Source organism: Pleomorphovibrio marinus (genome assembly GCF_003347495.1).
GTDB classification, from domain to species: Bacteria; Bacteroidota; Bacteroidia; order Cytophagales; family Cyclobacteriaceae; genus Pleomorphovibrio; species Pleomorphovibrio marinus.
Genome location: NZ_QCXY01000002.1, coordinates 23,326 through 46,162, shown reverse-complemented (window position 1 = coordinate 46,162; position 22,837 = coordinate 23,326). Strand labels below are relative to the sequence as shown.

Sequence of the window (22,837 nt, the reverse complement as noted above, 5' to 3'; positions counted from 1 at the left end):
CATAAACCCTAATAAAGTCAGTTCATTCAACAACAGTAATAGGTCCCTCCATAGAAGCATGCGGAGTACATCTGTATACCGCAATCTCAGCAGCCAAAGCTGGCGTCAAGGTAAAGGTCACATCTTCGTCACCATCCCTGGTAAAGTTAACAGCTATATTGTTTTCAAAACTCCCCTCTTCACTTCCCTGGGCAAGCAAAACATCCCCATCACTGTTCCTAAACTCCAAAGGATGATCGGAAGATACCGTATTTCTAAACGTATATCTTCTACCTATTTCTAGTTCAATTTCCGCATTTTCCTCGTTAAGGTTTACCGTTGCACCATCACCTTCCAATTCAGTCACCAAATAAGCGGAAAAGCCTTCATTCTCTAAGGATATGGTAGCAGATACCTCTTCCCTACCCGGTAACAATACCTCATCTATCACATGGATTACTCCATTGGTAGCATGGATGTTGAGCATATTTGCTATCAGACCACCGTTTCCTATCCTTAGATTCCCCAGATCCACCTCAAGGTTACTTCCTTCCAATAGTGTTTCCAATTCCATATCATCCCTTAAGTCTTGGGAAAATTCTCTTGTGCCAATCACGTGGTAAGTCAATACTTGGGTAAGCACATCCTCATCTATATCTTCATATCCACTTACCTCTAAAGCCTCATACAATGCTTCAAATGCAGCATCGGTAGGTGCAAATACCGTAAAATCATCTTCAGATCCCCCAGAAAAGGTCTCTACCAAATCAGCTCTCAATAATGCCCCCACCAACTGGGTGAATTCAGGTTCTTCGGATTCGGTCAAACCCACTGCGATTTCAGCAATATTTTGGCTAGGTGGTACAATAACGTTGTTCAAGGCATGAATCAACCCGTTGCTTGCATTTATATCCGGAGATATCACCTGCGCGGATCCATTTATCCAAATGTTTCCCTCCGGATCTATGCTTATGTAAAAAGCTTCTCCATTTAAAGCATTCACCGAACCTGGCTCAACAGCAGATGAAGGAACTTCTCCACTTACTACATGGTATTGCAGGATTTCCCCAAGATCTGGACTGTTCAAGAGATCCGTCACCTGGAGGTTGTTTACATCCAAAAAAGCCTGAAAGGCATCATTGTTCGGGGCAAAAACCGTGAAAGGCCCATCTCCAGAAAGTGGTTCCACCAACCCGGCTTCCCCAATGGCATTTGCCAAGATGGAAAAATCTTGGTTCTCCATGGCTACATCCACTACGGTATTTGAAGGCACGGGATCCATACTTGGTTGCTCGTCATCAGAGCATGCTGCCAAAAATACCAGCAAGGTAAAAGAAAGAAAAATCGGATGTAATGCTATTTTATCTAAATATCTCATAATAAGTTGGTTTTTGTTTCACAATACCTTAAAAACCACCAAAAAGTTTAATTGTTAGAAATTAAGTATAAAAATATTTAAGATGTAAACCAACTACATAAAAAAAGAAATTATATTCTAGGGTACAGGGTTTTTGGTTAAAATAACCCGATTCCCGAAAAAATCCTTTTATCGGACAGGAAAAGATGGGTCTCATACCTGGGCTTTAATACAGCAAATACCCTCTTCTTGTAGATGGTAAATAAAGACTGGTCAGGATATTATTCTAAGCTAATTACTACCAAAGAATGTTTAGGGATTTTGAGGGTAAGTTTTCCATTTTTTAATTCCGCATTCCTGAAAGCTTCGGGTTGTACCTGTTCCGGATTATCAAATGTGTTAATGGCATCCACACTGTTACCGGTGAGTAGCTTTGCTGATCCTTGCAAAATCTTATTCACTGTCGCTCCCCTGATCTCGAAGGTCACTTCCTGAGTGTCGTTAGGGTGAAGGTTGGAGACCGTAAGATGTATTTTCCCATCCTCATCCTTCGATACCGTGTGGCTGATCACTGGAATTCCGGGTTCATCGAGCTTCAGGTCAAAACGACTTACTACAGGTTTATCCCATTCAGTTGTGTATCGTTTAATATTTGCATAAACAGGAAGCAGGGTTGCATTGTGGTGAACTTTGTACATATTAAACACATGATAGGTAGGTGTAAGCAGCATATTGGAGCCCTCGGTCAGCACCATAGCCTGCAACACATTTACAGTTTGGGCGATATTTGCTAGCTTCACGCGATCGGCATGTGAATTCATAATATCCAGGCTTAAGGACGCAATCAAAGCATCCCGTATCGTATTTTGCTGCTCCAGAAAACCCGGGTTGGTGCCTTCCAGAGGATTTGTCCAGATGCCCCATTCATCCAATGCCAATACTACCTTTTTTTCGGGGTCATACCTGTCCATAACGGTTTTGTGGCGGGTGATAAACTCATCCAGCAGCAACCCTGCTTTTATACCCCGGTAATACATCTCCTCCCCGAAATCCGTAGAAGGTCCCTTATTATCCCAGCCTTGGCCGGGAATGGTATAATAGTGCAGGGAAATGGCATCCATCTCCTGTACTGCCTCGCGCATCAATGTCTCTGTCCACTCGTATTCAATATCATTCGAACCGCTGGCTATTTTGAACAGGCGGTTGTCGCTGTAATTTTTGGCAAAGGTCTGAAATAGACGGTACTGGTTGGCATAGAAATCCGCGGTCATAGTGCCACCGCATCCCCAGCTCTCGTTGCCAATACCAAAGAATTTGATCTTCCAGGGTTCATCTCTTCCATTTTCGCGGCGAAGGTTGGCAAGCTCGCTATCCCCGTCATAGGTCATATATTCGATCCATTTGTTCATTTCAGCAGGGGTGCCGCTTCCTACATTTGCCGATATATACGGTTCTGCACCAATCAATTCTGCAAGCCTCAGAAATTCATGCGTGCCGAAACTGTTGTCTTCTACCACCCCGCCCCAGTGGCTATTGATCCGTTTAGGACGATCGGCCCTGGGCCCGATTCCATCCCGCCAGTTATACTCATCGGCAAAACAGCCCCCGGGCCAGCGGATATTCGGGATCTTAAGTTCCTTCAGCGCATTTAACACATCCGTCCGGTATCCTTCTTGATTGGGTATTTCCGAGTCCGGCCCTACCCAAATTCCCTCATAAATTCCCCGACCAAGATGTTCGGAGAACTGCCCATAAATATGCTCATCGATGGTGAGTTCCCCCTGGTCGGCGTTCACGATCACCGTAGTTGACTGTGCCAGTGCTTGTCCGCCGAAGGTGAACAACAATGCGATGAATGCTGGTAATAATTTGGTCATTGGTTTAATGGTTTGGATGGTTAATAAGGTCTGGTTATTACAATTGACTCGAAAACCTGTAAACATTCGCACAAAATAATTCATGAATAAATTAGTTTAAATGAGTAAGTCTTCAGCAGAAAAAGCCTTAAGATTTAAAATTAGCATTTTTTCTCAATTGTCCATTTGTTTTTAACCATCAAAAAGTCCTCGCTTCCTTTCAAAGCAATCAGCGCCTAGGGGCTGGTTCTGGTCAGACACGATCTGCTTCATACTGAAATTTTACTGTATCTCGTTTACATTGTAATTCCGAAAGGGTCTCAGGACGGGCCCCTAAACCTCAGTACATCCTTTTTATCATTCTAAAGTTGACCAACTCCTTTTTCTTGGATTTCTTTACTTGTTGTCTTTCGACAATAAATCCTTTTGCCTCAAAGAATGTTTTGGCTGTTATGCTAACATCTGAATAAATAAGTTCATTATTTTGCTCTTTGGCCTTTTTCTCGATTTCAGTCAAAAGAGCACTTGCAATACCTTTTCTTTGATAATCAACATGCACAAACATCAAATCCAGATACCCATCTTCGGCCAATGAGCCAAAACCCACAAGCTGACGGTTTATCACAGCTATGACGAAAAAGTGCTTTTTAATTCTTCCTAACCACTTATCCGTATCCGTTTTCCATGAGGACCAATCGTCAACCTCCTCCCGGGAATAATCCTTAGAATTTATATGTTGAATCGTATCAAAAAACAATTGGGTTATCTGCCCTACATCTGCCTCCCTGGCCTGTCTTATTTGGATTTCAATCATTTGTCCGCTTTTCGCAATATATTTTAAAGCAATTCAAGATATATTCCCAGCCATGTTCTGAGTCCATCATTTTTCTGTAGTCATCAGTCCCTTCTCCGTGATTTTTAAAATCGAAATGTCTGAATTCTATTTCCGTTATACTGTCTTCCTGTTTAAAATTCACCATTATGCTACTCCCTTTGTCGGGATTTGGAACAGGTTCTCTTTTTGGGCTTATCTGCCATTTCAATCCAATTAGTTCGTTCTCAGCAAATTCGATAACTGTCCCCCAATCACAGCGAAATCCGTTTGGGCCAATCTCTGTACAAAGTCCACCCTTTCTTCCGTCAATTTTGATTTCTTTCAGCTTTTCTTGCGACCATGTGTATTCTTTTGGCCACCATTCATTCAATTCATTGACAAATTTTCGGAAAGCTATCTTAGTTGGAATGCGGATTCTTAATCTTTTAGCTATTTCTTTCATATGTTTATAATTTCTTTTCAGCGGTCATATAGCCTGCCCCTGCCTGCCCCGAACTCGTTTCGGGGAACTTGTTTCGGGGGAATCTCGCTTTGATAATCATCCCTCTGTGTGAGGTTCTCCTCATGCCCTGACTGCCGTCAGGACAGGCTCGATTTCATGTGTTTAAATTTTCTTTTCAGCGGCCATATAGCCTGCCCCTGCCTGCCCCGAACTCGTATCGGGGAACTCGTTTCGGGGGAATCTCGCATCTCCCCGATAGCTATCGGGGCATCCCAATATGTGACGTGCTCGTCATGCCCTGACTGCCGTCAGGACAGGCTCGATTTCATATAATGTCAGTTTATGTAAGGTCAATGTCGAAAAGGATGTTCTTTATTCTCTTTAATCCTTTAGCTGTTTATAGATTTTCTTCATCATCAATTCTTTCCCTAAATCCCCAAATACCGGGTTGTGATTTTTGTAAAAATTGAATCACTTCATGGTTGAACATTCCAAATTCCTTGGAAACTTTTCTCAGCCACTTACTAACAAATTACATCCCCTTATATCCGAATTGTCCATCCTTCCCAAAACCTCTAGCTGCCCCTGCTTATCCAGTTTACCCAGATCCTGGGTGGCCAGAAAGGCACAGGAATGGAAGTTGGCCAAGTCGATGAGGTTGATCGCGCCAACCTTCCCCTCCTCCAGGAGTGCATAAGGGTCATAGGGGTCACGAATAAATGCTTTCATGGTAAAAGGTAAGTTGAACTTTCCCTCCCCCTTAGCATATGCCTGGGACATCAGTTCGGTCATGCCATATTCAGAATGTACCGCTTCCACCCCAAAGGCTGACTTTAAGATACCATGAACTTCCTCACGGATCATTTCCCTTCTTCTGCCCTTCATCCCCCCTGTATCCATAAGGATAAGCTGGGGGCAAGGGATGGGACGCTCTACCTTTTCTGCTAGATCCAACAAGGCGAAGGTGACCCCTAAAAGCAGCACCTTTTTATTACTTTGGCATAAATTCTCCAGTTTACTCAGTAGTTCTTCGTGTTCATTCAAGTAAAAACCGGAATGAGGGCTACCGGATAGTTTGATAAAATGATCCGCCATGGCGATTAATGAACTGCCCTCCCTTTCTAAATAGGAAGGCAACAGGGCAAGGACATGGATTTCATCAATGGGGCCATATTGGGACTCGAACAGGCGTTGGCAATGAGATAGGTAAAATTCCATGGACCAGTAATAGTGTTTGCTCTGCTGCATACCGGTAGTACCAGAGCTGCTAAAAAACCCCTCTTCGAGGTGCTGATCGGAACAATATACCTTGTGGCTTTTAAAAAACTCAATGGGTATAAAAGGTATATCCTCCAAGTAGGAAACATTTTTTGGATCTGCACCCATGGCCTCCAGAAACTGGAAATACACTGGGTTATGGAGTGCTTGCCACTGAAATAATTCCAATGCAATTTTATCAAAATCCCTCTCCTTTATACTTTTCAATGCCTCAGAAAAACTTTTGAAATAATTCATCGTTAAATTTAAGGTTAAGGCCTATATTTAAACCCTATTGCAAGTTCCGGTCGCTTTGAAGTAATAAAGCAATGAATGTAAGAAATTTATTTTATTCCCTATTGGTAATGGTTGCAGGTGTTGCTGCCTGTGTGCCGCCTCCAGAAAACTTTCCCTCTGAACCAGAAATAAGTTTCAATGCAATTGAATATGTGGAGACGCCTGAGGCGGATTCCTTAATCGTAACCATCAACTTCAGGGATGGAGAGGGGAATTTGGGACTCAATCCCCGGGAGTTGGATCCGCCCTTCAATGAGTTGGAGTATTTAAGAGATGAAGCCGGCAATTTAATTACCTATAGTGCTCGTCCTTCGAATGCCCCCTCCTTCAATAACAGGGATTGGGTTATTTTTCCCTTAATCAACAATGAGCGGGTTATGGATACTCTTTGGGTAAGGGAGAACCCTGATCACTACAATATCTTTGTCAAGTTTTTTATCAAAAGAAGTGGGGAATACACCGAATTTAAATGGTCAGACCCTCCTTATTTCACCAATTTTAACGGGAGATTTCCCCGTATCCTTTCGGATGATAGGCAAAGAGCCATTGAAGGACAAATAAGGTATGGCATGGTCTCTTTGGGATGGAACAGTATTTTTAGAAATGACACCCTACGGCTGGATATAGAAATCCAGGATAGAAGTCTGAACCGTAGCAACACCGCCTCCACCCCAGATTTCACCCTGCCCCAGATTCGTAGGCTAAGTGGCCTGGAATAAAGTGTGCTAAAGAAATTTAACCTGCCAAATAAAATATTACTACTTTGGGCCTAGGTGATTTTGAGAGTTTAGTAGCATGTGAGTACCCTTGCGCTCGCCACGTTTGCCGTTGCGCCCTTTGCGAAAAACCTTATCACTCCACGGTTTCCACGTCCAGTAGGAAGCGTCTTTCCTACCCCTAGATTCTACCATGAAACAAATACCTACGACTTTGGTCACAGTGTTTCCCCAAAAAAAGTATGGAACAAAAATAAGGGAACTCTACATTTGTTTTAGCCGGCTTGGCCTTTACGTAGTTTCAAAATTTACAAGAATGACTTATACAAAAAAACCACCCTAATTGGGGTGGTTTTTTGTATAATAAGAATAATCTTGAATTAATAACCGTCATTTTGGTCCGAACCAGTAAGAGCGGAATTATTGTCAATTTCCTCTTGGGGAAGTGGAAGTCGAATAAATCGCTGGTTCCAGTTGGAAATAGGCTCCTCTGTAAGCATACCATGCATCCTCCATCTTCGAATATCCCTGTTTCTAATCTGCTCACCACCGAATTCCACCCTACGCTCGTGCATGATGGCTATTCTCATTTCTTCAGGTGAACCAGTAGGATACTGAGCTGTTGGATAAGGAGGCATATCCACATCAGCCCTAGCCCTTACCTCATTGATATAGGGAAGAGCCGCACCTGGCCCATTGGTTTCGTTTTCCACCTCGGCCATCATAAGCAACACATCCGCGTACCGGATCACCCTGAAGTTGATGCCTGAGCGGGTGTCTTCATTTTCCCTTTTGTAGATCATTTGGTATTTCCTCCAGCTTGGCCTGTCTGTATCCCCTTGAACCTTCTCCTCAGTCAACACATTTTGGCCATTATTGTAGGTATCCCCAATTCTATAAAAACTATAAACGCCACGGGGATCGTCTTTTTCAGCTCCATTGGCTACGGTTTCAAATTCATTCACGAGAGAAGCACTTGGCACAACATTTCTCCAAGCCTTTGGGCCGTATTCCTGACCACGAAAGGTAACCTCGGCAATGCCACTACCATCCGCATTCCATCCCCCTGCATCTCCGTATTCCTCGGTGAACTGGACTTCCCATACGGATTCGGAGTTGTTCTCGTTTTCTTCTTCGAAGTTATCCAAGTACCGGTTCACAAGACTGTATTCTCCAGAACCAATGATGGCTTCCAAATGGGGCCTGGCCTCATTGTATTCCCCCCTGAACAAATAAGTTTTTGCAGCAAGCGCATGGGCAGCTCCCTGGGTGGCTCTACCAACATCATTACCCGAATACTGGCTTTTTGAAGGAAGACGGTTGATGGCCTCCTGCAAGTCACTAAATATCGTAGCGTAGATCTCACTCTCTGAAGTCCTGGGAAAACCATCCGGAGTAGTAGCGAATGTGGTAAGCATGGGAACAGGGCCCCAAAGAGTCACCAATTCATAATAGGCCAAGGCGCGAAGGAAATATGCCTCTCCCATAAGCCTATTTCTGAAGTTATCCGTGATTTCTTCCTGGGCGTTATCTGCATTATCCAATACAAGGTTTGCCCTGTGCACGATCCTAAACCAACCCCTCCAATTGGCAGATACCAGTGGGTTAGAGGCATCAAAAACATGGTTCAGGATTTGTGCCCGAGGTGTCTCCAATTGAGGCCCACCGGAAGCACAATCATCTGAAAGCAAGTCATGAAGGAAGAAATATTCCCTGTTATATAAGTTATTGGCCTGAAGGCCTGCATATACCGCATTCACCGCAGCTTCAAGCTGTGGACCTGTTTGGTAAAAGGTTTCTATACCGAGCTGGTTGGGATTCACCGGGTCTAGCTTCTCCTCATCGCATGACACGATCCCGATGATCAACAACAAGATGGTTAAAATATATTTTGATTTCATATCATTTATCTTTTGAATGAAGTCCTTGATTAAAAGGTAAGTTGTAAACCTGCCAAGATAGTCCTGGCTGCTGGAAACTGACCGAAATCAATACCCGCACCTAGAGTGGAGTTAATCCCAGTCCTTACCGCAATCTCCGGATCGTATCCAGAGTAATTGGTAAACGTCAACAGGTTCTGGCTGGAAACATACACCCTAAGGTTAGTAATGTTGCCTCTGCTAAAGGATTCCAATACCGGTGCAGGTACGGTGTAACCTATAGAAAGATTCTTCAACCTCAAGTAGGAACCATCCTCAATCCATCTGGAACTCGCCCTTGCGTTTCTATTGGGGTCACCAGACACTGCCCTAGGCACATCTGTATTTGGGTTTTCAGGAGTCCATCGATCCATTACCACAGTACTTGCGTTGAATAACCTAGTCATACCTTCAGTATGATAACGGAGTAGGTTGAAGATTTCATTCCCCTGAACCCCTTGCCAGAACATCGTTAAGTCAAAATTCTTATAATTGGCCGATATGTTCACCCCATAGGTAAAGTCAGGCATATAGTGACCTAGATAGGTTCTATCTTCAGCACCTATTTCATCTCCTCCAGAGATATTCCTAAACCTGATATCACCAGGTGAAGCATTGGGCTGTTGGCTGGTGTCATCTCCAGTTTGGAAAAGTCCATCCGTTTCCCATCCCAAGAAGTACCCGATCGGCTGGCCTTCCTCGGTGAAGGTGAGCTGATCACCTTGAAAGCCGGGGCCAAAGATGGTATTACCAACGCCAAGAGAAGTCAACTCATTAGTAATGAACCCAATGTTACCGTCCACACTAAACTGGAAGTTTCCGTCATATTTTCTGTAACCGGCCGTAAATTCCACGCCTCGGTTTTTCACGGTTCCTACGTTTGCCACTGGTGCCCCGTCATAACCCAAAGATGGGGGGATAGGCACACCCAGGATCATGCCTTCGGTGGTATTGTCAAACCATTCTCCGGAAAGCATTAACCTGTCGTTGAAAAGTCCCAAGTCGATTCCAATATTCTGCATGATGGTAGTTTCCCACCTCAAGTCAGCATTTGCCAGGGCGGATACCGTACTTCCTCCTTCTAAACTTCCATCAAAGTTGTAAAAGTGGTTACTGTTGATGGTTCCTTGGTACACGTAGTCACCTATCCGGTCGTTTCCTGTTTCTCCATAACTGGCTCTCAATTTCAAGTCACTTACAGCGCTTACTGCCTGCATGAACATTTCCTCACTGATTCGCCATCCCGCTGAGACGGAAGGGAAAGTACCCCATTTGTTTGCAGGACCAAATCTGGACCCACCATCCCTCCTTACGGAGGCACTAAACAGGTATTTCTGATCATAGTCGTAGTTAAACCTACCCACGTAGGATATCAATGCATAGTCGGTCCTGCCACTGGTAGTAGTTTGATTTTGTACCCCCTGCAATACTCTTACATCGTTGGTCAGGAAATTTTGCCCCTGGCCATTAAGATTTCTGGAAACCCACGTTTGTTGCTCCAATACCCCCAGGAGGTCGATATTGTGCTTTCCAAATTCCTTTTTGTAGGAAAGTTGATTACTGATCAAGGGGGAGACGAATGAAGTCCTGGTTTCATTAATGGAGGCGAATGGCTGAAAATTAAAGTCTCCGGCGTCAAACCTTGGGGTATATTGGTCTTGCGTCCCAATCCCAATATCCATACCCACCAAAAACTTATAATCCAAACCTTCCAAGATGTTAATATCTAGGTAAGCAGTACCTAAAATCTTGAAATCCTGCTGCCTGTTTTGCCTCAGCTCAGCATTCAACACTGGGTTTTCAGGATCGGATCCATCCACCCTATCCGGTGCCCTGAACCCACCCAGCCTGCTTGGGTCTCTTACAGGTATGTAAGGTACCTGCTTCACCATATGTTCAATTTGGCTTCTGCCACCAGAAAAAGGCTCATTGTCCCGATCAGAATAAGCCACGGTCAAGGTTTGACCTATCTTAATCCTATCATTGATTTTAAAATCCGTGTTACTCCTTAGGGAGACCCTTTCGAATCCAGTACCCCTCATTGTGCCTTCTTGTTTGAAATAGCCGACGGAGAAATTATAAAGTACCGATTCAGAACCACCCGATATAGAGATGTTATGATCTTGGATAGGTGCGGTTCGGAACATTTCGCCTTGCCAATCTGTATTTACATCGGCATATGGACCGAGGTTGTCAAATCGCTGAGGATTAGGTTCTCCTCCATTAGCCAACAAATCCCGGCCATAATCCAAATATTGGTCCCTGTCCAACAAGTCCAATTGCCTCCATGGCGTTTGTGTTCCATAATAGGAATCCACGGTAACTTTTGCAGCTCCAATTGCTCCTTTTTTGGTGGTTACCAAAATCACCCCATTGGCAGCCCTGGAACCATAAATAGCAGCAGCAGAAGCATCTTTCAAAACCTCTATGGATTCGATGTCTGCGGGATTGATCTGATTGAGTCCACCTGCCGGTACACCGTCAATCACATAAAGAGGGTCATTGTTACCTACTGTTCCAATTCCCCTTACCCTTACCAAGGGGTCTGCTCCAGGTGCTCCTGAATTAGTCACAGTCACCCCTGCTGCTCGTCCCTGTATGGCAGAAGCAAGGTTGGGAACTGGTAGAGCCCTGATCTCATCAGAACTAACAGAGGAAATGGCTCCAGTAACACGGGCGCGTTCCTGAGTACCGTAACCAATTACCACTACTTCTGATAAAGCAGATAGTTCCTGACCCAACACCACATCCACTGTGGTCCTGTTACCGACTGTCTCTTCCTGTACTTGAAAACCAATAAAGGAAAATGAAAGAACAGCATCAGAACCAGGAACCTCAATGGCATACTCTCCATTGATATCTGTGGCGGTGCCCCTAGAGGTTCCTTTGACCAAAACGTTAACCCCTGGCAGGGTTTCTCCCGTGTCCTCTGAGGTCACGGTACCACTTACGGTGAATGGCTGATCCCCTTGGGCCATCAGGCCGGAGGGAGAAAAAACCATTCCGACAAAAAACAAAAGAGCTATTCCAAATTTTTCAATTTTTGAGGAATAGCTCAAGTAAAATTGTTTCATCATACTTAATAGGTTTAAGGTTAATAGTTAATCATCAAGGTCTTATTTTAAAACAAGACGATTCAAATATACAATGGAAATTGGAAAAGTAAATACCCCCATAAACAAATGTTAAGTAATTGTAAAAGAATGCTTTTTTCGGAAAGTGAGTTTTTAGCACATTTTTTATGTAAATACACCACTCCCATTAATAAACTTAATTAAAAAAAGTTGTTAAAAATTAAAACTTATATAAAAAAATATAGTTAGTTCTATAATTTTGGTAAAAGTTTATAAATGTGGAAAAACACTTATTTATTCACTCTAGCACCCGCTCCTCTTCCACTTTTTTAAGCAGCTCCACCACGTTGTTGACTTTTAGTTTTTTCATGATGTTAAACCGATGCGTTTCTATAGTTCGGATGCTTTTGTTGAGCTGATCGGCTATGTCTTTGTTGGCCATACCCTGGTAAATTAGCGATAGAATCTCCTTTTCCCTTTTGGTAAGTTCGTAATCAGCCTGCGAATTCGGCAGAGGGTTAGCAATTTTCCCACCTTTAGCCTGCAGGTAGGAATCCACCAATACTTTGCTAATATCACCACTGAAATACTTACCTCCCTGATGCACGGTGCGTATGGCTTTGATAAATTCATCCTTGCTGGTATCCTTGAGCAAATATCCCGAAGCACCGCATTCCACGGATTGAATAATGTATTCCTCATCATTGTGCATGGAAAGGATAAGGACTTTAGTGGTTGGGGAAATGCTATGAAGTTGGCTGGAAGCCTCTAGTCCAGTCATTATGGGCATTCGGATATCCAATATCAGCACATCCGGTTTCAAGCTTTGAGCAACTTCCAGAGCTTCCTCACCATTGGAAGCTTCTCCTATCACCTCAATTTCCCCTTCATTTTCCAACAGCATCTTGATGCCGTTTCTGACCACCACATGGTCATCCGCCAATACCACCCTGATTTTAGCCATGGTTAATTTAAAAGGATTATGATTCTAAGGGCAATACTACCTGTATTGCGGTGCCTCTCTCAGGTCCGGTATCCACTGTCAACTGCCCGTTAATAAAATTCACGCGCTCTTTAATGTTGAAAATACCGTGTCCTGAGGCACTAAAGTAACCATTATCCTTGAGTTTTTCGTAATTAAACCCCTTCCCATTATCTTTAATTTCCAAATTGAGATAGGCCATGCTATGGGATAGGGATATTTTTATTTCTGAGGCCTCGGAATATTTGATGGCATTGTTAACCGCTTCCTGTGCGATCCGATAGAGGTTGTTTTCTATCTTCGGCTCCAACCTCGAAATAAAGCCGGTCTTGTTCTCAAAGGACACCGGGATCTTTGAAAGCTTTGACATCTCCTCGCTGAATTTCTGTAAAACGGATACTATACCGTAGTCCGAAAGTGCCACAGGGGCAAGGTTGAAGGAAATCCTCCTCACCTCTTTAATCACGTTTTTCAATAATTCCTTTGAGGTTTCAAGCCTTTTCTTTTCCGGAATGGACTTGGTGGTGTAAACCCCATCCAAGCTATATTTCAATGCGGTAAGGTATTGCCCCACCCCATCGTGCATGTCTCTGGAAATACGCCTCCTCTCTTCCTCCTGGCCTTCCAATATTAAGGCCGACCTATACTGCTGCTCCTTGAGTTTTTTCTCCAACCTCTCCTTTTGAACCTCCTGAGACCGGACCTTGGCCTCCTTGGCCTCGGTTTCATCCATTCCCACCAATAGGAAATTGGATACTGCACCCGCAGCCGTAAGGGTAGGAATGAGGTGCATTTTTACCCAGATAAAATCCCCTGCCTCGTTCGTGAGTTTGAGTTCCCCCTTCCAGGATTGCCCATGCAGTAGTTTCTCATGGATTACCTTCAAATAAGCTGCTTCATTCCCCTGCTCCTCTAGCCAGGTAAAAATCTTCTTGGGGGCGTTATCTTCAAAGGCCATGATCTGCCGGAACTTGTCAGTGAGCTCGAGAATTGCACCCTCCGAATCGCACCTTCCAAAAATAACATATTCATCCTCCTCCGGCTCCACAGCCACGAGTTCCTGATAAGATCGCTCCAGGGACTCATATAAGGCACTGATTTCTATGGCCATCTTCCTGGCCGATTTTTCCTTTTTTTGCAGCTCCCTGAAGTTCTCCTTAATCATCAAGGCTGAGGGCCAGAATATAAACCTAGCCTCCACGAAAATGATGAAAAGAGCCAAAAACATTAATAAAAATTCCACTCGTTTTAACCGAAAGACCTTACTTCTTGCTTCCAGGTCATAGTTAGCCACTATTTGGTTCATCCCTTCTAAAAAAACCCCTTCTCTGTCCAAAATGAGAGAAAGGGGCTCGGAAAAGCGGTTTACATTGCCATCCTCAACTTCCCCAATCTGCCTTATCATTTCTTCGGCACCCTGCATTACGTCCAGGAAGGCAGGGGTTATCTCCTGAAAAAGGGAGTCTATCGGAGGGCTGTTTTGCCCTTTGATTCCCAATTCCTGATCCCCATCCTGCAATCCGTAAAACACCCTTTCCCACTCCTCCAGGGCCACCTGAAGTTCCTCCCTGTAGGATATCCTTTCTTTTTGGCTTTGGGCATAAAAAATCAAGAGAGAAAGTTTACTTATTTTTTGGCTGAGCATACGCTGCCGACCCGAAAGATTGATCTCTATGGAATCGGACTGTTGACCGGATATAAAATGCTGTAAAAACACCTGACTAACCACTACGGTGAGAGCAATGGCGGAAAGCGCAATCAGGTAGCGCCATCTCAGCCTGTCAAATTTTCTGCGTTCCTGGTCCTTTGGATTCCCTTCCATGGTTTTTCCTATTCATAAAAACTCAATATCGCAAAATATCTGCATATACAACAGGGAAAGTTAAATAGCCTGTCCCTACTCAGAAACAGGCTATTCTTTATAGAAAGCATAGTTCACTTTCTTTTTAACCACTAACAACAAGTCTTCACGAATAACCGGAGTCAAACCCCACATAGACATACCCATCCTCAATCTTTACGGGATAGGTGGTAATGGCACAGGTATCTCCATTTAGGTTTTCTCCGGTTTTTAAAGAGAACGTCTTTTTATGAAAGGGACAGGCCACTTTAGGTTCTTCCCCACTAGAGCCGATCATTCCACGGCTTAGTATCATTTGCATCCTGTGGGGACAAAGGTTTTGGCAGGCATACCATTCCCCCTTTCTGGAAAAATTGAAAACTGCGATTTGAAGGTCCTTGTACTTCACACAAGCGCCGCCATTTTCGGGAAAAGCAGATGCTGGAGCAGCCTTGTACCAAAACACCACTTCATCTTCCACTACTTTGGGGTATTTTTCTAAAAGGTCAATCATGATCGTTTTTACTATTCGTTTAACAAATAACTTTATTATCACCAGTAAAGGGCTTGGCTAGGATTTCCAGTCCACGGGTATTTTTTGCCCCCTAATCGGCTGAAATTGCACATTGGGGTCTTCCTCTTCGGCATTCACGAAATGCTTAAACTTGGCCCTCAGCTCCGGGTTGTTTACGACCTCTTTCCACTCACAAGAGTAGGTAGTCACCATAAAGTCCATTTCCTTTTCCAACTCCCTTCCAATACCAAGACAATCATTCACCACCACATCCCTAAGGTAGTCCAAGCCCCCCTCCAGTTTGTTGAGCCAGGTGGCGGTGCGCTGCAGCGGCTCCGCAGTCTTGATATAAAACATCAGGAACCTATCTAGGTAGCGAATACAGGTCTCCGTATCCACGTCATTCACCAATAGCTTTGCGTGCTGGGGCTTCGATCCCCCATTACCGCCTACATAAATATTCCAGCCCTTTTCGGTTGCAATAACCCCAAAATCCTTACTCTGTGCCTCCGCGCATTCCCTGATACAGCCTGAAACGCCACCTTTCAACTTATGCGGGGAACGCAGTCCCCGGTACCTTTCTTCTACCCTAATCGCAAAACTGACGGAATCCTGAACGCCATATCTGCACCAGGTGGACCCTACACAACTCTTCACTGTTCGAAGGGATTTGCCATAGGCATGTCCGCTTTCGAAACCAGCAGCTATCAATTTTTCCCATATATCTGGCAACTGGTCTACCCTTGCGCCAAACATGTCTATCCTTTGTCCTCCGGTGATTTTGGTATATAAGTTATATTCCTGGGCTACCTGTCCGATCACTATCAGTTTTTCCGGGGTTATTTCCCCACCGGGAATCCTGGGAACCACCGAATAGGTCCCACCCTTTTGGATATTAGCCAAAAACCGGTCATTAGTATCTTGGATAGTATCCTGTCTCAAAATCATCTCATTCCAAACCGATGCTAAAATCGAGGCCACTGCAGGTTTGCAAATCTCACAGCCATCTCCCTCGCCAAATTCATCCAGCAACTGGTTATAACTCTTGATGCCCTTGATTTTTACAATGTCAAAAAGCTCCTGACGGGAATAAGGGAAATGTTCGCAAATGACATTCTTTACCGTTTTCCCCATTTTCTTGAGCTGGTGCTTGGCGAGGTCGTTGATCATGGGCAAACAGCCTCCGCAGCCTGTTCCTGCCTTGGTGCATTTTTTGATCTGCCCTAGGTCCCCTGAAGCTGTATCTTCCACATGTTGGCAGATGTCTCCCTTTGTCACGTTTTCGCAGGAACAAATCTGTGCGCCTTCCGGCAATGCCTCTAATCCTTCCATTGGGTTATTGGACTTTCCGTCCCGGCCACCTAAGATCAAATCCTCAGGGGAAGGAGGGAGGGGCATACCGTTCTGAGTCATCTGAAGGAGCATGCCAAAAGAGGAACTGTCACCTACCAATACCCCTCCAATGAGCCGCTTCCCATCTTCCGAAATGTTAATCCTTTTATATTGTCCCTTGGCCTTATCCTCAAAACTTATGGGATGCGAGGGTTCGGACGTTCCAAAGGGATCACCAAAACTACCCACTTCCACACCAATCAGCTTTAATTTAGTGGACATGTCAAATCCTAAAAAAGGCTTTGTTTCCTTATCCAGCAACTGGTTCACCACTTGGGAGGCCATTTCATAGCCAGGTGCCACCAGACCATACACCTTGTCCCTGTGAACGGCGGCTTCCCCAATAGCGTAAATATGCCTGTCGGTGGTTTGCAAAGCATCGTTGACGAGGATCCCTCCTCTTTTTCCCAGCTCCAGCCCCGCTTTGGCTGCCAACTCATCCCGGGGTTTAATACCCGCAGAGATCACCAGCATTTCTGTTTCAAGGAAAGATCCATCCTGAAAGGCCAAGCCCGTCAGTTTGCCATTTCCTTGTATCTCCTTGGTCATCTTTCCCAAGTGAATGCCAATACCCAAGCTCTCCAATTTTGATCGCAATAGGGCAGCACCCTGTTCGTCCAGTTGGTTGGGCATCAGACGGGGGGCCAGCTCCACCACATGTGCTTCAAGCCCCATATCCATCACCGCTTTTGCAGCTTCTAAACCCAGTAGCCCACCCCCCAGCACGGCAGCAGACTTTACTTTCTTGCCATATGCCAGGATGGCTTCCAGGTCCTCCATGGTTCTGTACACAAAAACCCCTTTCTTATCCACACCGGGTACCGGCGGGACAAAGGCGGAAGATCCAGTAGCCAATACCAAGTAGTCATAGGGGAAACTTTCCCCCAAGTGGTTAACTACTACCCGGTTTTCCTTGTCGATAAGGGTGACTAGTTCGTTGGTTCTTAACTCAACCTTATTCTCGGCATACCATGACCTGGGTGCCATTTGAAGTTTGTGGGGATCCGTATTTGTAAAGTAACTACTTAAGTGAACCCTGTCATATGCGGGCCAGGGCTCCTCTCCGAACACCGTAACCTGGTACCTGTCCTCAGTATCCGAATTACGTAGTTTTTCGCAAAACTTATACCCTACCATTCCATTTCCTACAACTATAATCTGGGATTTCTTCGTTGTCATTGGTATTAAATTTAAATAAAAAGCAGTATTACTACTGTTTACAATTGCTAAATTACAACAATTCTTTAATTAAATAAGTATTTATACGTATATTTTTAATAATTTTACGTAGAAAAACAAGTAAGGTATGTGCGAACCAAAGTTATCTGTAGTAGGTGCCGGGCCGGGAGATCCCCTTTTAATTACCCTCAAAGCCGTAAAAGCCCTTGAAAAAGCCGATGTAGTCCTATATGATGCCTTGGCAAATGAAGAGCTGCTCCGCCATGCCCCTGACGCTTCGCAAAAAGTATTTGTAGGTAAAAGGGCTGGGGTGCATTACCAACAACAGGATGCAATAAATGAGATGATTGTAGCTTATGCCAAAAAACCAGCTCATGTGGTTCGCCTAAAAGGTGGGGACCCAATGGTTTTCGGTAGGGGGCATGAGGAGTTGTGCCACGCAGCGCTCCATGGCATACCAGGTGAATATATTCCAGGAATCAGCAGTCCATTTGCTGTACCCGGTCTAGCTGGAATCCCCTTAACCCATGTGGAACAAGCAAAAAGCTTTTGGGTTCTCACCGGCACCTTGAAGGACAGGAGCCTCACACGGGACCTCACCATTGCGGCATCTTCATCAGCAACAGTGGTTATTTTAATGGGCATGAAAAAATTGGACAAGATTATGGGAATCTTTGAAAAACACAGAGGATCCTCCGAGATGGTTGCCGTGATTCAAAACGGGACCCTATCGACTGAAAAAAGAGTGGTAGGGAGGGTTTGTGAAATGGTAGGAAAAGTAAATGGTGCTGGTCTAACTTCCCCAGCCATCATCGTAGTGGGACCTACGGTAAATCGTCTCCTTCCAGAACCCGAAATTAGGGACACGCTTTGAAAAATGGGCAGACTTGAAAAGTTTGGAATGTAAAAAGAAAAATCCATGGACGAAGTCTCCAATAAATGGTGGGCCAACCTATAGGTTACCTTGCAATAAATGTAATTGAGGAACTTCAAAAAGTTATTTTATTTCATTCCGATCTTGTACAGCTAAAAGGTACAATATTTAGGTTATGATGAAATCGAGCCTGTCCTGACGGCAGTCAGGGCATGACGCGAGCGACACCCGGGGGGGGGGGGGATGATTATAGATTGCGAGATTCCCCCGAAACAAGTTCCCCGAAACGAGTTCGGGGCAGGCAGGGGCAGGCTATATGACCGCTGAAAAGAAATTATAAACAGATGAAAGGCGTTTAGTTATTTGAAGGGTATTGAGTATTTTTGCCCCATGTACGCAAAGACCATCCTAAGCCCTGAGCCCTGGGAAGATTATGAACTACTGGACACCGGCGGGTTCGAGAAACTGGAGAGATTTGGAGAGGTTGTGGTCGCAAGACCAGAACCACAAGCCATTTGGGACAAAAGCCTGCCTCATGACCAATGGGTAGAAAAAGCCCATGCCATTTTTGCAAAAGCGCCTGGCAACCCCGAAAAGGGGAGTTGGAAATTCAACAAAAAAGTACCCAGTTCATGGAAGATTTCCTACAAAAACCAACATGGACTTGACTTGCGTCTCAAACTCGCCCTAACTTCCTTTAAACATGTGGGCATCTTTCCCGAGCAAGCCGTCAATTGGGATTTCATTCATAAGCAATCAAGTAGGGATTCCCAGGTATTAAACCTTTTCGCCTATACCGGGGCTGCATCACTGGCCGCCAATGCCTCAGGTGCTACGGTTACCCACCTGGACGCCGTGAAGCCGGTCGTAACCTGGGCCAGGGAAAACATGGAAAACAGTGGCCAAAGTAATATACGCTGGGTGGTGGATGATGCCGTGAAATTTGTGAAGCGGGAACTCAGAAGGGGCAACACCTACCAGGGAATAATCCTGGATCCACCAGCATATGGAAGGGGTCCCAATGGGGAAAAATGGGTTTTGGAAGAACAAATCAATGCCCTAATCAAGGACTGTTCGGAACTTTTAGCCCCAGATAGCCATTTTTTTGTACTGAACATGTATTCATTGAGCCTTTCCTCCATGATCGCAGAAAACCTAGTAAAGGCTCATTTTTCCTCCATACAACAGTTGGAACATGGGGAATTGTATCTCACCGACAATTTCGGTAAAAGACTGCCCTTGGGCATCTTTCTCCGATTTTGGAAATAACATATGACTATGAACCACAGGCAGCTATTTATGTCTCATCTAGCCCAGACTACGGATTTCCCTTTAATGATAGAAGTGGAAAGGGCCGAGGGTGTGTATATGTATGGCCCCAATGGGGAAAAGTACGTGGACCTTATTTCAGGAATTGGTGTTAGTAATGTGGGGCACAGGCATCCAAAAGTGATGGGGGCCATCCAGGGTCAGCTTGATAGGTACCTGCATCTCATGGTTTACGGGGAGTTTGTGCAGTCTCCCCAGACCCTATTGGCAAAGGCCCTATGCGACACCCTACCACCTCAATTGGACAACGTTTATTTTGTGAATAGTGGAAGTGAGGCGGTGGAAGGAGCTCTAAAGCTTGCCAAAAGGCATACCAATAGGCGAGAAATTATTTCTTGTGTGGACGCCTATCACGGGTCCTCCCAGGGCGCACTCTCAGTAGGGGGCAATGAAATCTTCAAACGCTCCTACAGACCCTTGCTTCCAGGGGTTAAGCATATACGGTATGCCAACCCCAATGATTTAGGGGAAATCAGCAAGAACACCGCTGCCGTTATTGTGGAAACCGTGCAAGGAGAGGCAGGTATTAGAGTGGCTGACAAGGACTATTTTGAAGCATTAAGGGCTGCTTGCGATGCGAATGGTGCATTATTGATTCTGGATGAAATCCAAGCAGGTTTTGGCCGTACCGGGAAATTCTGGGCCTTTGAGCATTTCGGGGTGATTCCAGACATCTTGGTCTGTGCCAAGGGAATGGGCGGGGGCATGCCCATTGGAGCCTTTATCGCCAACAAATCAATTATGGCAGGTTTAAAGACCCATCCACTATTGGGGCATATTACCACTTTCGGTGGGCACCCGGTAAGTGCAGCCGCCTCCCTTGCCACCGTACAAATTTTGCAAGAGGAACAACTCGTGGAGCAAGCAACGGATAAAAGCAAAAGATTTATCTCAAACCTCGTTCATCCGATGATAAAGGAAATCAGGCATAAGGGGCTGATGATGGCAGTGGCATTCGAGTCATTTGAGACACTAAAACCTATTATAGACAGAGCGATAGCCCTAGGTGTGGTCACGGATTGGTTTCTCTTTTGTGACGATGCCATGCGGGTCGCACCTCCCCTAACTATATCCAATGAGGAGATTGATAAAGCCTGTGAAATCATCCTTGAAGCCATTGCACATGTGCATGGAAAAGGATAAACATTTTCGGCTGAGAATTGGTCTTAATATATGCACTAAACAGGAAGATGAATTCGAGCATAAAGAGACCTTCACACCGGAGAAGGATTATCATTGCGAGATTACCCGAATCAAGTTTCCCGAATCCCGATAATATTCAGGGCGGGTTATGACAAATAATGGCTACTAAAAGACGATAAAGGCATGAAGGAAAAGACAAAGAAGAAATATCCTATAGTACGACCCGAGGAGGAATGGCAAAAAAAACTTGACCCTGAAGCCTACCACGTATTGAGAGAGCATGGTACGGAGAGGCCCTATTCAGGGGAATACTATTTGAACAAGGCCACGGGAATCTATGAATGCCGGGGCTGTGGCAACCCCATTTTTCACAGTCACGCAAAATATGACAGTGGCTGTGGCTGGCCGAGTTTTACAGAGCCGGTATCTTCAGAGGCCATAGAGGTTCGCATGGACTATTCTCACGGAATGGTGAGAGAGGAAATCCTCTGTGCCAATTGCGGGGGTCACCTGGGCCACCGCTTTCCCGATGGACCCGACGATAGGGGCGGAATTAGGTATTGTATCAATTCCGTTTCCATGGACTTTAAGGAGGAATAATCGGCAGAAATTCGATTTTTGTTATTTTACGTATCTAGACTTGTCTATTTTTAGGTCTGAATGCTTATTATTGTAAAAAATTTCTAGCTTTTCAGTAAGCAACATCCTAAAACAAAATACAAACAGCCATGAGAAGGATTCAAGTGATGCTACTTTTCGGTGCTTTTTTTATCTCATTTTTAGCCAAAGCACAGGAAACAGGAACTGCGCAGGAGAGTGGGTTAGATGGCGGCACCATAGAAAGTCAATTTGATTATATCAATACTGTCTCCACTAATTATCAGGAGTACAAAGTGGTAAGGAGGACCCACCTCAGCAAGCTTCAGTCCAACATTACTGACAGCCTTAATTCCTATCGGAACCAAATTGTCGAAATTCAAAACAAGCTCAATGAGCAGAATAACCAGATTGAGCAGTTAAATGCGAATATGTCCAGGGCCAATGAGGAAAGAGAGGATGCCATCGCGCAGCGCGACAGCTTCTATTTTTTAGGCACCTATATTCACAAAAATGTTTATAATAACCTAGTTTGGGGTGTTATCATTCTATTGGTCTTGGTACTTGTAATAAGCTATTTTAGGTTTAAAAAGAGCCATGTGGTGAGGGCGGAAACGGAAAAACGGCTTTTGGAGATCCAAGAGGAATTTGAGCAACACCGCAGAAACACTCTGGAAAGGGAAAGGAAACTGAACCGGCAATTGGTAGATGCCTTGAACAAAAAATGATGCTTTCCACTAAACAAAGAATAGCAGTGGACATGGATGGTGTCTTGGCGGATGTATATGCCCAGTTTTTACGTATGCATGAGGAGGACACAGGTCAAAAACTATCCCGGGAACAAGTTAAGGGCCTACTGGAGGAGGAGGCATTCCCCCTACATGATGAGCATGTAAACAGGCCCGGTTTCTTCAGGACTGCCCCCGTCATGCAGGAGGCTCCGAAAGTGCTAGAACTGCTGAACACCCATTTCGAGGTGTTTATAGTATCTGCCGCCATGGAGTATCCAAATAGCCTGAAGGAAAAGCATGATTGGCTTAATGCCTTTTTTCCTTTTATCACCTGGCAACAGATGGTGCTATGCGGTTCCAAGTCCATCATACGTGCAGACATCATGATAGATGACCATTTTAAAAACTTGGATAATTTCCAGGGTAGAACCCTGCTTTTTACCCAGCCCCATAACCAAACCTCCCCAACGAAGAATCATCAGAGGGTAGACAATTGGGAAAATATTGCTGAACTATTACTTTGA

Annotated in this window: 18 protein-coding genes; 7 read left to right on the top strand and 11 right to left on the bottom strand. The window is 44.7% G+C overall.

The window, feature by feature from the left end:
- Positions 1-22: 22 nt before the first annotated feature.
- From DB520_RS27530 to DB520_RS06215, 5 genes are all read right to left on the bottom strand, one after another.
- A complete protein-coding gene (locus tag DB520_RS27530; RefSeq protein ID WP_114748849.1) occupies positions 23-1,357 on the bottom strand; it encodes a fasciclin domain-containing protein in 1,335 nt (444 codons plus the stop codon).
- A 260-nt stretch (positions 1,358-1,617) separates the two neighbouring features.
- A complete protein-coding gene (locus tag DB520_RS06230; RefSeq protein ID WP_114748848.1) occupies positions 1,618-3,213 on the bottom strand; it encodes an alpha-N-arabinofuranosidase in 1,596 nt (531 codons plus the stop codon).
- 319 nt (positions 3,214-3,532) lie between these two features.
- On the bottom strand, positions 3,533-4,006 hold the full coding sequence (locus tag DB520_RS06225; protein ID WP_114748847.1) for a GNAT family N-acetyltransferase: 474 nt from the start codon (positions 4,004-4,006) through the stop codon (positions 3,533-3,535).
- Positions 3,999-4,469, bottom strand: coding sequence for an SRPBCC domain-containing protein (locus DB520_RS06220; protein ID WP_114748846.1), 471 nt, complete (start codon positions 4,467-4,469; stop codon positions 3,999-4,001). Before DB520_RS06220 ends, DB520_RS06225 begins: the two co-directional genes overlap by 8 nt.
- Positions 4,470-4,982: 513 nt before the next feature.
- Positions 4,983-5,984 carry a LuxE/PaaK family acyltransferase gene (locus DB520_RS06215; protein ID WP_114748845.1) on the bottom strand — a complete coding sequence of 334 codons (1,002 nt, stop codon included), beginning with the start codon at positions 5,982-5,984 and terminating at the stop codon, positions 4,983-4,985.
- 71 nt (positions 5,985-6,055) lie between these two features.
- Here DB520_RS06215 and DB520_RS06210 point away from each other — a divergent pair, with 71 nt between their 5' ends.
- Positions 6,056-6,742: a hypothetical protein gene (locus DB520_RS06210; protein WP_114748844.1), complete on the top strand. Its 687-nt coding sequence runs from the start codon at positions 6,056-6,058 to the stop codon at positions 6,740-6,742.
- Between the two features lie 377 nt (positions 6,743-7,119).
- Here DB520_RS06210 and DB520_RS06205 read toward each other — a convergent pair whose 3' ends face one another.
- From DB520_RS06205 to nirB, 6 genes are all read right to left on the bottom strand, one after another.
- Positions 7,120-8,640, bottom strand: a complete 1,521-nt coding sequence (locus tag DB520_RS06205; protein ID WP_114748843.1) for a RagB/SusD family nutrient uptake outer membrane protein — start codon at positions 8,638-8,640, stop codon at positions 7,120-7,122.
- A gap of 29 nt (positions 8,641-8,669) precedes the next feature.
- Positions 8,670-11,735 carry a SusC/RagA family TonB-linked outer membrane protein gene (locus DB520_RS06200; protein ID WP_232834868.1) on the bottom strand — a complete coding sequence of 1,022 codons (3,066 nt, stop codon included), beginning with the start codon at positions 11,733-11,735 and terminating at the stop codon, positions 8,670-8,672.
- Positions 11,736-12,030: 295 nt separating this feature from the next.
- On the bottom strand, positions 12,031-12,696 hold the full coding sequence (locus DB520_RS06195; protein WP_114748842.1) for a response regulator transcription factor: 666 nt from the start codon (positions 12,694-12,696) through the stop codon (positions 12,031-12,033).
- Positions 12,697-12,712: 16 nt separating this feature from the next.
- The gene (locus DB520_RS06190; protein ID WP_114748841.1) at positions 12,713-14,536 is read right to left on the bottom strand and encodes a sensor histidine kinase; all 1,824 of its coding nucleotides are present in this window, start codon (positions 14,534-14,536) and stop codon (positions 12,713-12,715) included.
- A gap of 145 nt (positions 14,537-14,681) precedes the next feature.
- Entirely contained in the window at positions 14,682-15,068 is a 387-nt protein-coding gene (gene nirD / locus DB520_RS06185; protein ID WP_114748840.1) for a nitrite reductase small subunit NirD, read from the bottom strand.
- Positions 15,069-15,125: 57 nt separating this feature from the next.
- Complete coding sequence (nirB, locus tag DB520_RS06180; protein ID WP_114748839.1) at positions 15,126-17,639, bottom strand: nitrite reductase large subunit NirB; 2,514 nt, start codon at positions 17,637-17,639, stop codon at positions 15,126-15,128.
- Between the two features lie 127 nt (positions 17,640-17,766).
- On the opposite strand from nirB, the gene cobA reads away from it, so the two are divergent.
- The 6 genes from cobA to DB520_RS06150 all read left to right on the top strand — a co-directional run bounded on the left by cobA (position 17,767) and on the right by DB520_RS06150 (position 22,837).
- Positions 17,767-18,513, top strand: a complete 747-nt coding sequence (cobA, locus tag DB520_RS06175) for a uroporphyrinogen-III C-methyltransferase (protein WP_114748838.1) — start codon at positions 17,767-17,769, stop codon at positions 18,511-18,513.
- Between the two features lie 390 nt (positions 18,514-18,903).
- Entirely contained in the window at positions 18,904-19,782 is an 879-nt protein-coding gene (locus tag DB520_RS06170; protein WP_114748837.1) for a class I SAM-dependent methyltransferase, read from the top strand.
- Between the two features lie 9 nt (positions 19,783-19,791).
- Complete coding sequence (locus DB520_RS06165; protein WP_114748836.1) at positions 19,792-20,985, top strand: aspartate aminotransferase family protein; 1,194 nt, start codon at positions 19,792-19,794, stop codon at positions 20,983-20,985.
- Positions 20,986-21,168: 183 nt separating this feature from the next.
- Complete coding sequence (gene msrB / locus DB520_RS06160) at positions 21,169-21,585, top strand: peptide-methionine (R)-S-oxide reductase MsrB (RefSeq protein ID WP_114748835.1); 417 nt, start codon at positions 21,169-21,171, stop codon at positions 21,583-21,585.
- Between the two features lie 128 nt (positions 21,586-21,713).
- Positions 21,714-22,310 (top strand): hypothetical protein, encoded by a 597-nt coding sequence (locus DB520_RS06155; RefSeq protein ID WP_114748834.1) that lies wholly within the window; start codon positions 21,714-21,716, stop codon positions 22,308-22,310.
- Positions 22,310-22,837: a 5' nucleotidase, NT5C type gene (locus DB520_RS06150; RefSeq protein WP_114749391.1), complete on the top strand. Its 528-nt coding sequence runs from the start codon at positions 22,310-22,312 to the stop codon at positions 22,835-22,837. The genes DB520_RS06155 and DB520_RS06150 overlap by 1 nt, the downstream gene beginning before the upstream one ends.